The sequence below is a fragment of the Microbacterium yannicii PS01 genome (assembly GCF_000304335.1).
GTDB lineage: Bacteria > Actinomycetota > Actinomycetes > Actinomycetales > Microbacteriaceae > Microbacterium > Microbacterium yannicii_A.
In genome coordinates, this window is the sequence record NZ_CAJF01000004.1 from 1 (window position 1) to 13,253 (window position 13,253).

Here is a 13,253-nt window from a genome sequence, read left to right on the forward strand (position 1 = left end):
GGGGTTGCGCCGTTGCCGTTGCTGTTGCCGGCTCCGCTTCCGTTCCCGGCGCCGCTTCCGTTGCCGTTGCCGACGACGGGGTTAGCGCCGTTGCCGTTGCCGTTGCCGGCGCCGCTTCCGTTGCCGGGGTTCGCTCCGCCTCCGCTGCCGTTGCTGGGGTTCGCCCCGCCGCCGCTGCCGTTGCCGACGCCGGCGTTCGCGCCCGGCCCGTTGCCGTTGCCCACGCCGGCAGGGGTGGTGCCAGGCCCGTTGCCGGTCGTTACGGTCCCGGAGCCGGCGGAATCCGGTCGGGCTGCCCCGCCCGCCGCGCCGGTGGCGGTCGCTCTGCTCCCGTCGGGACCGCGGAGGTTCCCAGCACCGAGACCGTTCGCGCCGCTGCTGCCCCCGCTGATGCCGTTGCCCGATGCGCCGGTCGTGCCCGGATCGGCTGCCCCGCGCCCGCTCTCGCCGCCGGCCTGGCCGCCGCCGGGTTCAGCGAGAGCCTCGTAGGGGAGCGTGGGGAGGTCGGCAGGCCCGGGTCCGGACCGCGTGTTCAAGACCGGCAGGTCGCCGGCCACGGCCCCTGCTTCCCGGCCGGAATGCGAGGGCACCGATTCCGATTTCGGCGAGTCATCGACGCTCGCCGGCGTGGATCCGATGTCTGGGAGGACGACGGCTGCCGCGACCACGGTGCCGGCCACCACCAGTCCCGCAGCGGCGAGTCCGACGGCGCTGACGGTCGCCGTCGCCGACCCCGCCGCGGCGGTCACGGCCAGCGTGGACGCGGCGACGGCGCCGGCACCGGCGCCGAGCGTGCCGGCGGTGGCTCCCGCCACCGCTGCCGACGTCGACGTGCCGGCCGCCATGCCGGCTCCGGCCCCTCCGGCCGAGCTCGCACCGAGGAAGCCGACCGTTCCCGCTGCGCTGACCGTCCCGGCTGTGCCCACGGTTCCCCCTGAGACTGCCGCCATCACGCAGGACGGCATCGCCGCGACCGCGACGGCAGGGGCGCTCGCGCCGTGCAGGGCCGCGAGGTAGCCGGCGGTGCCGGTGGCGCCGATGGCCAGCGGCAGGAGCACGAGGGCGAGGCGGTTCGATACCTCGCGAGCCTCACTGGCGACGATCCCGCATCGCGCGCACGTCGCGAGGTGCCGTTCGACCTTGCCGCCGTCGCGGCGACCCAGGTTGTGCCGGGCGAACGCCGCCAGACGCTCGATCGTCCACTGGCACTCGGAACCGTCGGCGACCGACCGCAGATGCGCCTGAACCCATGCCTCTCGAAGCCCTTCGCGGGCGCGGAAGGTCAGCTGGGCCACCGCCGTCGGCCTCATGGCGAGCAGCGGCGCGATCTCGGCAGGCTTCATCCCCTCGATCTCGGAGTACCAGAGCACCTCCTGCCAGCGCGCCGGAAGGCTGCGGAAGGCCTGATAGGTCAGGCTCCTGTCGAGCGCGGCGTCGGTCGCGTCCTCCCGTGTCGCCGGGTCCTCGAGCTCTTCCAGCTCCTCGTAGGCGGTCTCGCGGCGCGCCCGTCCCCACGTGGCCGCGGTGTTGCGGATGCTCGTGAACAGATACGCGCGGAACGATCCGGTGGGGCCGCGTCCGGTGACGATCGACTGGTATATGCGCGTGTACGCCTCCTGCACCAGGTCGTCGGCGTCGAAGCTCGACGTGATGTTGCGCGCCACGGTGACCCCGGCCCGGTAGTGGCGCCGCCAGAGCTCGCCGAACGCGGCGGCGTCGCCGGAGCGCGTTCGCAGGATGAGATCGGCGTCGGCGAGTTCGACGGCGTCGGCCTCGCGCACTTCTTCGTGGTCCATCTCTCCCTCAGGCGGTGCCGGATGCGGCTCGATGATCACCGCATCCCGTGCGGCCAGCCGGCCGACACGTCGCTTCATTCTCGCTCCGGTTGTCCGGTTTGGCCAAGGGGAGCGGGCGGGCCCCCGGGCTCCGTGACCTTTCCTGCGATCTCGCGTAATAGACCGCTGTACCCGGTGTCTCTCAGTTCAGAGTGGCACCGCTCGTGCGTGGGGCATGGCGGCGGAGCCGCCGCGGCATCGCCGCGGACCAGGCGGGGCTCGGAGGGAACTCGGGGGAGGGACCTCCGGCCCCGCCTTCACCCTTCGCCCGGTTCGCCCGGTGTGGAGGTTCAGGCGGTGACGCCCTCGATCCACACCGATCGGACGCGCAGCAGCGGATCGAGCAGCACGGCATCGGCGACGCCGCCGAGGTCGAGCCTGCCGAGGTCGGGCCGCCCGATGGCACGCGCGGGTACGGAGGTCACGGCCGCCACCGCGGCAGCCAGGGGCACTCCGGCGTCCACCACGCGCCGCAGAGCCGCATCCTGCGTGAGCGTCGAGCCGGCGATGGAGTCTCCGATCTCGAGGCGGGCGACGCCGTCGGTGACGATCACGCCCAGGCTGCCCAGTTCGTAACGGCCGTCCAGGTGGGATCCGGCGGCCGCCATCGCGTCGGTGACCAGTGCGATGCGATTCCCGGCGGCGGCGAACATAGTGGCGATCAGGTCGATGTCGACGTGCACCCCGTCGGCGATCACCTCGAGCGTCACGCGGTCGTCGCGCAGCGCGGCGACGACCGGACCGGGCGCCCGGTGGTGGATGCCGGGCATCGCGTTGAAGGCGTGGGTGAGCATCGTCGCGCCGGCGTCGAACGCGCGCCGAGCCGTGGCGGCGTCCGCATCGGTGTGACCCACCGCGACGGTGACCCCCGTACCCGTGAACCGGCGGATCGCCTCCTCGGCGCCCGGCAGCTCGGGTGCGAGCGTCACCTGGCGGATCGTCCCGCGTCCCGCCTCGATGAGACGGTCGACGGATGCCGCGTCCGGCGTCCGCAGGAGCGCCTCGTTGTGCGCGCCCTTGTGGCCCGGATCTAGGAAGGGGCCCTCGAGATGCGAACCGAGGATCGTGCCGTCGACCTCCGCGAGGTCGGCGACCATCGCGGCGCGGGCGGCGAGGACGTCGATGGACGCGGTCACCAGGGAGATCACCGCCCGTGTGGTTCCGTGCTCGCGATGCAGCGCCCGCGCGATCCGGATCGCGTCCGGTCCGTCGTCGTAGGCGGCGCCGCCGCCGCCGTGCCCGTGGATGTCGACGAAGCCGGGCACGAGGCATCCGCCCTCGCCGTCGATGATGTCGCGCGCCTGCGGCCGGCCGCGTCCGCTCCCGAGCGCGGTGATGCGACCGCCGTCGAACAGCGCCCACCCCTCCGCGGAGTCGGCAGCCGGGTGGACCGCGGACGAACCGAGGATGCGGACGGAATGGACCAGAGTGCTCATTCGGTGACCCACGGGATCTCGTCAGAGCGATGGAAGCCGATGCCGAGCCGGGTCCACAGCGGTCCGAGGCTCGCGACCCGCGCGCGGAACGACTCCCATGTTCGCAGGTCGCTCGTTCCGGTCGCCGGGGACCAGGCCGCCTCGGCAGCCGCAGCGATGCGGGGAAAGGCCATCGTGTCGATGTCGTCGGGGGTGCGGATGGTCTCGGTCCACAGCGGCGCCTCGACACCGAGGACGTCGTCCTCGTCGATGCCGGCGACCACGTCGGAGGGCTCCCATGCGTACGCGCGCTCGACGCTGGTGGGGCCGTTCGCCCACGTCAGCCCGAGCTGCCGCCCCGCCGGAGTGCTCGGGTCGAGGGGATACTTCATGTCGAGGTAGATCGCATCGGCAGGGGAGAGGATCACCTGCCCGCCGTGGGCGACGAAGGCGCGCGCGCGGTCGTCCGCGCCGTCCGTCGGAGCGACGTACCCCCAGTACTGGCCGACCGTGGAGTCGGCGATGCCGTCGGCGGCGCCGGCCTCGTGCCAGGCGATCGGGATCTTGCCGAGGTCGGAGATGATCGCGGTGGCCCGCGCGACGAACAGCGCGAAGTCCTCCGGCGCCGTGCCGAGGGCCTCGTCGCCCCCCAGGTGCAGGTACGGACCCGGCGTCATTCCGGCGAGCTCGCCGAACACATCGGCCACGAAGTCGTACGTGGCCTCGTCGTGGATCTTCAGCGACGAGAAGCCCACCGCCATCCCCTCGTAGGCCGTCCCCGCCGTGGGCAGCCCGCCGCCGTACTCGTGGGCGACCTGGCGGATGCTGTCGCTCAGCACCGGCTCCTCGGCCAGCTCCGGATAGGCGAGACCGACGGCGTGCGTGTGACCGGGCATGTCGAGCTCGGGGACCACGATCATGTGGCGGGATGCCGCGTACTCGACGATCTCGCGATAGTCGGCCTTCGTGTAGAAGCCTCCCGGGTCTGCGCCGACGGCCGTCGCGCTCGCCACCTCGGTGAGCCGCGGGCGCGAGTGCAGCTCGATGCGCCAGCCCTGGTCGTCGCTCAGATGGAGATGCAGCACGTTGAACTTCAACGAGGCGGCTCGGTCGATGTATCCCTTGACGGTCGGCACGGGGTGGAAGTGCCGCGCGACGTCGAGCATCACGCCGCGGTAGGCGAAGCGCGGCGCGTCCTGCGCCGTGACCGCGGGAATCATCCACCCGTCGCCGTCGCGCGCGATCAGCTGTCCGAGCGTCTGAACGCCGTAGAACAGCCCGGCTGCGTCGGCGCCGGTGACGGTCACGGTCTCCGCGTCGACGACGAGCCGGTACGACTCCGGTGCTCCGCGATCGGCGCGCGCCTCGACCCCCAGGATGACTCGGCGCGCTGCCTCGGGGCCGGCGTCGAGCATCAGCCCGGTGCGGGCCTCGATCACACGGCGCAGCGCGACCGCGGCATCCGGATCGCCGTCGATCGCCGTCGCCGGAACCAGCGGGAACGAACCGGCCGAGGGCTCGATCGAGGCGGGTGCGGGGACGACGGGCAGCGACACGGTGACTCCATTCCGTCGCCTCCGGCGACGACACATGTAAAGCGTCCTAACAAAAGCGGCGAGGCCAGCTTATCCGTTATGCTCGGACGGTCGCGACTGGCGTTGAGGTGGGCCACCACCGGGGAGCGACCGACAACGGCATTCGACCGCACGCCTGGGCCGATGTGAATCCCGGCACCCCCGTGCCGCACCCGAAAGCCGTTAGTCAGGAGATCGTCATGACCGATCAGTTCTTCAACGCCCCGCTCTCCGAGGTTGATCCCGAGATCGCTCAGGTCCTGGAGCGCGAGCTCGAGCGTCAGCGCGGCTACCTCGAGATGATCGCCTCCGAGAACTTCGTGCCGGTCTCGATCCTGCAGTCGCAGGGCTCCGTGCTGACGAACAAGTACGCCGAGGGCTACCCCGGCCGGCGCTACTACGGCGGCTGTGAAGAGGTCGACGTCGCAGAGGAGCTGGCGATCCAGCGCGCGAAGTCCCTCTTCGGGGCCGAGTTCGCCAACGTCCAGCCGCACTCGGGCGCCACGGCCAACGCCGCGGTGCTGCACGCCATCGCGCGGCCGGGCGACACGCTGCTCGGGCTGTCGCTCGACCAGGGCGGCCACCTCACCCACGGCATGAAGATCAACTTCTCGGGTCGCCTCTACAACATCGTCGCGTACGGCGTTGACCCCGAGACCTCCACGGTCGACATGGACGAGGTCGCGCGCCTGGCCCGCGAGCACCAGCCCAAGGTCATCATCGCCGGATGGTCGGCGTATCCCCGGCAGCTGGACTTCGCGCGCTTCCGTGAGATCGCCGACGAGGTCGGCGCCTACCTCTGGGTCGACATGGCGCACTTCGCCGGCCTGGTGGCGGCGGGCCTGCACCCGAACCCGGTGCCGCACGCGCACGTCGTGTCGTCCACCGTGCACAAGACGATCGGCGGCCCGCGTTCGGGCTTCATCCTGACCAACGACGCCGACCTCGCGAAGAAGATCAACACGGCGGTCTTCCCGGGCCAGCAGGGCGGGCCCCTGATGCACGTGATCGCCGCGAAGGCCACCGCGTTCAAGCTCGCCGCGACACCCAAGTTCGCCGAGCGCCAGGAGCGCGTCCTGAGCGGCGCCCGCATCATCGCGGAGCGCCTGTCGCAGCAGGATGTGAAGGATGCCGGCATCGCGGTCCGCTCGGGCGGCACGGACGTGCACCTCGTGCTCGTCGACCTGCGCAACGCCGAGATCGACGGCAAGCAGGCCGAGGACCTGCTCCACGACATCCACATCACCGTCAACCGCAACGCCGTCCCCAACGACCCGCGACCGCCGATGGTGACATCGGGTCTTCGCATCGGCACGCCTGCGCTCGCGACCCGTGGCTTCGGGGACGCGGAGTTCACCGAGGTCGCGGACGTGATCGCCCGTGCCCTGCTTCCCGGCGCCGACGTGCCCGCGCTGCGAGAGCGCGTCGCGGCGCTGACCGCCGCGTTCCCGCTCTACCCCGGCCTCACCCACTGAGCGGAAACCCCGCCACACCCGCCCCGCCCTTTCGACGAGACTGCAACGGAGCGCCGAGCCGGCGATGACTCACCGCTGTCCCGGCCTCCGATGAGGTCTCGCGGAAGAGGCAGTGAACAGGAGACGCACCCATGACCGCACAGAAGCTCGATGGGAAGGCGGCTGCGGCCGCGATCAAAGAAGAGCTGCGCGCCCGTGTCGCGGCGCTCGCCGAACGCGGCATCACCCCCGGCATCGCCACGGTGCTGGTGGGAGCCGATCCCGCTTCGCAGCTCTACGTGGGCATGAAGCACAAGCAGTCCGAGGCGATCGGGATGAACTCGATCCAGCGCGAGCTGCCGGCCGACGCGACGCAGGAGCAGGTCGAGCAGCTGATCGACGAGCTCAACGCCGACCCGGCCTGCCACGGGTACATCGTGCAGCTGCCGCTGCCGGGGCACCTCGACACCGACGCGATCCTCGAGCGCATCGATCCCGACAAGGACGCCGACGGCCTGCACCCCACGAACCTCGGGCGTCTGGTGCTGAACGTCAACACCCCGATCACCTCGCCCCTGCCCTGCACACCCCGCGGGGTCATCGAGCTGCTGCTGCGCAACGGCTACGACCTCAAGGGCAAGCACGTCGTCATCGTCGGGCGGGGCGTCACGATCGGCCGCTCGATCGGCCTGCTGCTCACGCGTCGCGAGTACAACGCGACGGTGACGCTGACCCACACCGGCACGACCGACCTCGCACATCACCTGCGCCAGGCCGATGTCGTCGTGGCCGCAGCGGGCGTCAAGCACATCGTCCGCGCCGAGGACCTCAAGCCCGGCGCCGCCGTGCTCGATGTCGGGGTGACGCGCGAAGACGACCCCGAGACCGGCGCATCCAGGGTCTTCGGCGACGTGCACCCCGACGTCGCCGAGGTGGCGGGCTGGCTCTCGCCCAACCCGGGCGGTGTCGGGCCGATGACGGTCGCGCTCCTGATGACGAACGTCGTCGAAGCCGCGGAGCGGCAGGCGGGCTGAGGCACCCGGCGGTCTCAGGCCAGACGCGCCTCGGCCGCGGCGAGGGCCGCACGCGCGCCCTCGGTCGGGGCGATCGCGACGAGCCCGCGGTACAGCTTGACCAGCGCCGCGGCGTCGAGCCGGCCGGTGCGGGCGCGGTCGCAGTGCACCGCCTGGATCGCCGCCTCGAGCTGGAACCTGCCTATCGGACGGCCGAGCGCCGAGGCGCGGCGCAGGAGCGCGGCGGCCTCGGTGATGAGGGCCCGGTCCCACAGCCCCGGGTCCTGCTCGTCGAGCGGCGGCCACGGCCGCGCGGCGCGCGCCGGCGCGCGGGACTGAGCATAGGTCAGCAGCGCCGCGAGACCCCACGCCTCGGGCTCGTCCTCCAGAAGGGAGGCGAGCAGGACGGCGAGCCAGCGGGCCTCATCGGCGATCGACTCGCGCGGCTCGTCGCCCTGATCCAGCCATCCGATCGCGTACGCGCCGTAGATCGCCTCGAGCACCGCCGGCAGACGATCGGGCATGTCGGCGCGGGTCGGCACGCGGAACGGGATGCCGGCGTCGCGGATGCGGCGTTTTGCGCGCACCAGGCGCTGCGCCATCGTGGCCGGTGCGAGCCCGAACGCCCGAGCGATGTCGGCGGCCTCGAAGCCCAGCACCGTCTGCAGCATGAGCGGCGTGCGGACGCCTGCGTCGATCGCGGGGTGCGCGCACGTGAAGAGCAGCTCGAGGCGCTTGTCGGGAATGGCTTCGCGCCGTTCCAGCACATCGGCCGCATCGAGCCGGTCGGACTCGGCGAGCGTCGCCTCGAGGGCGTCGTCGAGGGGCACGCCGGTGCGATGCGCGGCCGAGCGCAGGATGTCGCGCAGGCGGTTGCGGGCCACGGTGAACAGCCAGCCTTCCGGATTGACGGGGATGCCGGCATCCGGCCACGTCACGAGCGCTCGCTCGAACGCGTCGCCGAGGGCGTCCTCGGCGAGCGCCACGTCGCCGGTCGATGAGGCGACGAAGGCCAGGATGCGGCCGTACGATGTGCGGGCGGCGAACTCGGCCGCCGCCCGCACATCGCCCGGCGCGACAGGTGGCATCAGCCCGCGAAGGCCGTCCACGCGCCATCGAGGAAACGCGTCATGGTGGGGCGGATCTCGACGTGGCCCCAGCTCACCGAAGGCGCCTTGCCGGCCCAGCCGATCGCGGCGTCGAGATCCGAGACCTCGATCACGAAGGTGCCGCCGATCTGCTCCCTGGTGTCTGCGAACGGCCCGTCCTGCACCCGGAGCGTGCCGTCGGGCGCGCTCACCGTGGTCGTGGCCGACGAAGGCTGCAGCACCTCGGCAGAGACGAGCACGCCCGCCTCGTCGAGCGCCGCCGCGTACTCGTCGAACTCGCGCATGCCTTCCGCGAGCGCCTCCGGGCTGAGGTCGTCCGGGAGCATCTCGGGGTAGTGAAGCAGAAGCGTGTATCGCATGATGTGTCCTTTCGTCGAGGAGGTGACACTTCCCTGACGATCCGACTGCCGTCCGATCGACAGCCCGGCCCGGATCAGCCCTTGCCGAGCTCGTCGAGCATGCGCCGCTGCTCGTCGGTGAGCCCGTCGCCCCGTTCGCCGCGACCGGCCGATGGGTCGCGCTGCGGCACCGGCGGCGTCGAGCTCGACGAGACCGCATCGGCGTTGCGTGCGCGCGTCGCCCGGTCGTAGAGCGCGCCGGCGTGCGACTCGACCCGGTCGTCGACGGCGGCGTAGACGGCCCAGCCGATGAGGAGGATGCCTGGCGGGATGACGTAGCCCCAGAAGGAGCCGAGCAGTCCGCCGCCGATGTGGACCCCCGACAGGACCACGGTGGCGATCCAGACGAGGAAAGCCACCGCGAGCGCGAGCAGGAACTCGACGACCTTCTCGCCCGCCCGCGTGCGCCGGTTCGCCGACCGAGCGGCCATCGACCGGAACCACTTCTCCACGAACGGTTTCACCCAGATGACGAGGGCCGTCATGACGATCCCCGCCCACAGGGCGGCCCAGCCGACCCTGGCTGGGGTGAGGAAGCCGACGAGAAGCAGCACGACGATGTTGAAGACCAGCAGCGACACGAACCGCACGACCCACTTCTTCATGCCCTCACTTTGCCACGACGAGCAGGGGGCCACAGACCCACCGCGCTGCGCAGCCGGGCGCCGCGGGTCAGGTCAGCGACACGAGCTGAGTGATGTCGTCGTCGGGAAGGGCGTCGGCCGTCGCGGTCACGGTCAGCTCGACGAGGTCGGCACGACCCGACGCGACCGTGAGGAACGCGGTGTCGGCGGCATCTCGACCCGTGGCGATGCGCACGAGCGTCGAGCGCGGTGCGAGGGTGGTCGCGTCGACCACGCGCCACGCGTCGCCGATCCAGGCCTCGGCGACGGCGTGGAAGTCCATCGGCGTGAGCCCGGGCGCGTACGCAGATGTCATGCGCGCGGGGATGTTGAGACCGCGCAGCAGGGCGACGCTCAGGTGGACGTAGTCGCGGCACACCCCCTGGCGAGCCAGGAGCGTTCGTGTCGCGCCGTCGGTGGGCAGCGACGACCCCGAGACGTACTGCAGCCTTGTGCCGACCCACGACGAGACGGATGCCAGAAGCTCCGCGGGGTCGTTGATGCCTTGGAACTCCGCCCACGCGGTCGGGCCGAGGGCGTCCGACTCGGCGTAGCGGCTCGGCCGCGTGTAGACGAGGAGGTCGCTCTCCGTTGCTGGGAGCGGCTGCGCCTGACCCGTCACGGTCGCCGAGTACTCAGCGATGAGGCGCCCGGTTCCCGTGCTGACGCGGTGCAGCCGCGTGCCGTGCGCGTCCGACACGACGTGCCAGTCGAGCGACGTGCCGTCGAGCGTGGCCGTGAAGATCTCCTGCGACGGCTCGTACTGGTCGGCCGCGGCGATCGCGAAGATCAGGTCGGCGGGCTCGGTGATATCGAGGACGATCCGGCTGGAGACATCTCGCTGCATGGGTCGAGCGTGTCACGCCTCACGGGCGTCGGCGACCACTTGACACCATTGCGCGCGAGGGGAGCGGCCGCTCAGTACGACCCGCGCGTCCGCGAGTCGCCGGGGCCGCCGCCGAATCGGGCGGCGAGGGCCTCCGATCCACGCGCGAGCAGGGCCGTGTCGGCACCCACGATCACGAACGACGCGCCCGCGGCGAGGTAGTCGTCGGCTGCCGACGGATCGAACGCGTTCACGCCGACCGGCTTGCCCGCCGCGCGCACCGCCTCGAAGGTGCGCAGCGCCGCGGCCACGACATCCGGGTGCGTCTGCTGCCCGAGCAGGCCCATCGACGCCGCCAGGTCGCTCGGCCCGACGAACACGCCGTCGACCCCGTCCACCGCGGCGATCTCGCCCGCCGCTTCGACCCCCGCAGTCGTCTCGATCTGGACGAACAGCGACACGTGCTCCTCGGCGTCGGACAGATAGTCGTCGACGCGGTTCCAGCGGGCCGACCTCGCGAGCGCGGAGCCGACGCCACGGGTGCCGCGCGGGGGGTAGCGCACGGCAGCGACGGCGGCCTCGGCATCCGCCCGTGTCGACACCATCGGCACGAGCAGGTTCTGGGCTCCGAGATCGAGAACCTGCTTGATGGTGACCACGTCGCCGATCGGCACGCGCACGACGGGAGTCACGGGGTATGCCGCGACGGCCTGCAGCTGGGCCAGCACGGATTCGAGACTGTAGGGGGAGTGCTCCATGTCGATGAGCACCCAGTCCAGGCCCGAGCCGGCGCAGATCTCTGCGACCAGGGGCGATCCGGAGCAGACCCACATCCCGGCGAGGGCCCCTTCGTCCGGGCTCAGGGCCCGGGCGGCCAGCGCGTGGCGGAAGGTCGGTGTCAGACGAAGCGGCATGTGATCTTTCCCATCGGTCCGTAGTCGCACAGCACCTCGTCGCCGCGCTGCACCCACATCGGCCGGGTGAACGAGCCGGCGAGGATGATCTCGCCGGCTTCGAGCCGTGCGCCGTGCTGGTGGAACTTGTTGGCCAGCCATGCGACGCCGGTCGCGGGGTGGCCGAGGACGCCGGCAGCGACCCCCGTCTCTTCGATCTCGCCGTTGCGCGAGAGCACCCCGGGCACCCAGCGCAGGTCGATCTCGTCGGGGCGCTTGCGGACGTCGCCGAGCACCATCGCTCCGTACGCGGCGTTGTCGGCGATCGTGTCGACGATCGTGCGGCCCTCGAGCTCGATGTGCGAGTTCAGCACTTCGAGCGCCGGAACCGCGTGATCGATCGCGGCGAGGGCATCGTCGAGCGTGCAGTCGGGACCTTCGAGCGGGCTCTTCAGCACGAACGCCAGCTCGACCTCGATCCGCACGTTCGAGAAGCGATCGACCGCGATCTCGGCGCCGGACGAGTACACCGTGTCGTCGAACATGACGCCGTAATCGGGCTCGCTGATGCCCGTCGCCTGCTGCATGGCCTTCGACGTGAGCCCGATCTTGCGCCCGACGAGCCGCCGGCCCGAGGCGAGCATTCCATCGCGCCACCGGCCCTGGATCGCGTACGAGTCCTCGACGGTCGCCTCCGGGTGGCGGGCGGTGATCCTCGGGATCACGCCATGCGTGCGGTCTGCCTCGGCGAGCTCGTCGGCGAGCTGAGCGATCACTTCGGGTGACAGCATCCGTCTGTCCTCTCTTTCCTCCGGGCCTTCACCGTCTACGGATGGAACACGCCCTGGGCGAGCGCTGGACTCGCGGCGTGTCTCGTCCGTGAACGGACGCTAGAGCTGGTTGCCGAGCTTGTACTCGCCCTGCTTCCAGCTGGGCAGCTGCTCGTCCTTGTCGTCGGGGCGAGTGTACGAGAAGCCGTCGGCGCCGATGGTGACCGCCATCTCCGACTCATCGGTGCGGGCGACGACCTGCTGCGGCTTGCCGTCGAGGTCGAGGACGACGGATGCCTCGGTGTACCAGGAGGGGACCACCGGGTTCCCCCACCAGTCGCGGCGCTGGTTGTCGTGGACGTCCCATGTGACCACCGGGTTGTCGGGGTCGCCGGTGTAGTAGTCCTGGGTGTAGATCTCGACGCGGTGGTCGTCCGGGTCGCGCAGGTACAGGTAGAACGCGTTGCTCACGCCGTGACGGCCGGGACCGCGCTCGATCGCGTCCGAGCGGCGCAGCGCCCCGAGCTTGTCGCAGATCGCGAGGATGTTGTGCTTCTCGTGCGTCGAGAACGCGACGTGGTGCATGCGCGGCCCGTCGCCGCCGGTCATCGCGGTGTCGTGCACGGTGGGCTTGCGCCGCATCCACGCCGCGTACACGGTGCCCTGCTCGTCCTGGATGTCTTCGGTCACGCGGAAGCCCAGGCTCTGCATGAAGTTCACCGCGCGAGGCACATCGGGGGTGACCTGGTTGAAGTGATCCAGCCGCACGAGCGCGCCCGGCGTGTACAGGTCGTACCGCCACGCCAGCCGCTCGACGTGCTCGACATCGTGGAAGAACTCGTACGGGAACCCGAGCGGGTCGACGACGCGCACCGAGTCGCCGATGCCCTTGGTGTAGCCGTCGGGGTTGCGGCGCACCTCGCAGCCGAGCTCCTCGTAGAACGCGACCGCCGTGTCGAGGTCTTCGGGAGTCCGCACCCGGTACGAGAACGCGGCGACGGCGGCGACCGGCCCCTGGCGCAGCACCAGGTTGTGGTGGATGAACTCCTCCATCGACCGCAGGTACACGGTGCTCTCGTCCTCCTCGGTCACGACGAGGTCGAGGACGTCGACGTAGAAGGCGCGGGATGCCGCGAGGTCCGTCACGACGAGTTCCATGTACGCGCACCGCAGGATGTCGGGCGGCGGGCTCGTCGGCGTCGGGACGGGGTTGTCGGTCCGGATCGGCGCCTCCTGGCTGACGTAGAAGCCGGAGGAGGTGAGTGTCATGTCATCGCGGTGGGTCATGTCGTGTCCTTGTCGTCTGTCGTGGGCCGGCGGTCTCGAGCCGTCGGATGCGGCCG

At 71.3% G+C, this 13,253-nt stretch carries 12 protein-coding genes and 1 riboswitch; of the genes, 2 read left to right on the forward strand and 10 right to left on the reverse strand.

What is annotated here, in order from left to right; genetic code table 11:
- From WYM_RS20965 to WYM_RS03155, 3 genes are all read right to left on the reverse strand, one after another.
- On the reverse strand, positions 1-1,874 hold a 1,874-nt coding region (locus tag WYM_RS20965; protein ID WP_019179373.1), incomplete at its 3' end, for a sigma-70 family RNA polymerase sigma factor.
- A 251-nt stretch (positions 1,875-2,125) separates the two neighbouring features.
- On the reverse strand, positions 2,126-3,271 hold the full coding sequence (nagA, locus tag WYM_RS03150; protein ID WP_019179374.1) for an N-acetylglucosamine-6-phosphate deacetylase: 1,146 nt from the start codon (positions 3,269-3,271) through the stop codon (positions 2,126-2,128).
- Positions 3,268-4,806 (reverse strand): beta-N-acetylhexosaminidase, encoded by a 1,539-nt coding sequence (locus tag WYM_RS03155; RefSeq protein ID WP_019179375.1) that lies wholly within the window; start codon positions 4,804-4,806, stop codon positions 3,268-3,270. Before WYM_RS03155 ends, nagA begins: the two co-directional genes overlap by 4 nt.
- 82 nt (positions 4,807-4,888) lie before the next feature.
- Positions 4,889-4,973, forward strand: a riboswitch (ZMP/ZTP riboswitch).
- A 51-nt stretch (positions 4,974-5,024) separates the two neighbouring features.
- Here WYM_RS03155 and glyA point away from each other — a divergent pair.
- Complete coding sequence (glyA, locus tag WYM_RS03160) at positions 5,025-6,299, forward strand: serine hydroxymethyltransferase (RefSeq protein ID WP_019179376.1); 1,275 nt, start codon at positions 5,025-5,027, stop codon at positions 6,297-6,299.
- Between the two features lie 131 nt (positions 6,300-6,430).
- Positions 6,431-7,312, forward strand: coding sequence for a bifunctional methylenetetrahydrofolate dehydrogenase/methenyltetrahydrofolate cyclohydrolase (locus WYM_RS03165; protein ID WP_019179377.1), 882 nt, complete (start codon positions 6,431-6,433; stop codon positions 7,310-7,312).
- A gap of 14 nt (positions 7,313-7,326) precedes the next feature.
- Here WYM_RS03165 and WYM_RS03170 read toward each other — a convergent pair whose 3' ends face one another.
- From WYM_RS03170 to hpaD, 7 genes are all read right to left on the reverse strand, one after another.
- Complete coding sequence (locus WYM_RS03170; protein ID WP_019179378.1) at positions 7,327-8,400, reverse strand: RNA polymerase sigma factor; 1,074 nt, start codon at positions 8,398-8,400, stop codon at positions 7,327-7,329.
- Positions 8,379-8,759, reverse strand: a complete 381-nt coding sequence (locus WYM_RS03175; RefSeq protein ID WP_019179379.1) for a YciI family protein — start codon at positions 8,757-8,759, stop codon at positions 8,379-8,381. Before WYM_RS03175 ends, WYM_RS03170 begins: the two co-directional genes overlap by 22 nt.
- Before the next feature lie 74 nt (positions 8,760-8,833).
- Positions 8,834-9,403 (reverse strand): hypothetical protein, encoded by a 570-nt coding sequence (locus tag WYM_RS03180; RefSeq protein ID WP_019179380.1) that lies wholly within the window; start codon positions 9,401-9,403, stop codon positions 8,834-8,836.
- A 67-nt stretch (positions 9,404-9,470) separates the two neighbouring features.
- Positions 9,471-10,268: a transglutaminase-like domain-containing protein gene (locus WYM_RS03185; RefSeq protein ID WP_019179381.1), complete on the reverse strand. Its 798-nt coding sequence runs from the start codon at positions 10,266-10,268 to the stop codon at positions 9,471-9,473.
- 71 nt (positions 10,269-10,339) lie between these two features.
- Entirely contained in the window at positions 10,340-11,161 is an 822-nt protein-coding gene (locus WYM_RS03190; RefSeq protein ID WP_019179382.1) for an HpcH/HpaI aldolase family protein, read from the reverse strand.
- On the reverse strand, positions 11,146-11,931 hold the full coding sequence (locus WYM_RS03195) for a 2-keto-4-pentenoate hydratase (protein ID WP_019179383.1): 786 nt from the start codon (positions 11,929-11,931) through the stop codon (positions 11,146-11,148). Before WYM_RS03195 ends, WYM_RS03190 begins: the two co-directional genes overlap by 16 nt.
- Before the next feature lie 99 nt (positions 11,932-12,030).
- The gene (gene hpaD, locus WYM_RS03200) at positions 12,031-13,197 is read right to left on the reverse strand and encodes a 3,4-dihydroxyphenylacetate 2,3-dioxygenase (protein WP_019179384.1); all 1,167 of its coding nucleotides are present in this window, start codon (positions 13,195-13,197) and stop codon (positions 12,031-12,033) included.
- Positions 13,198-13,253: the final 56 nt, after the last annotated feature.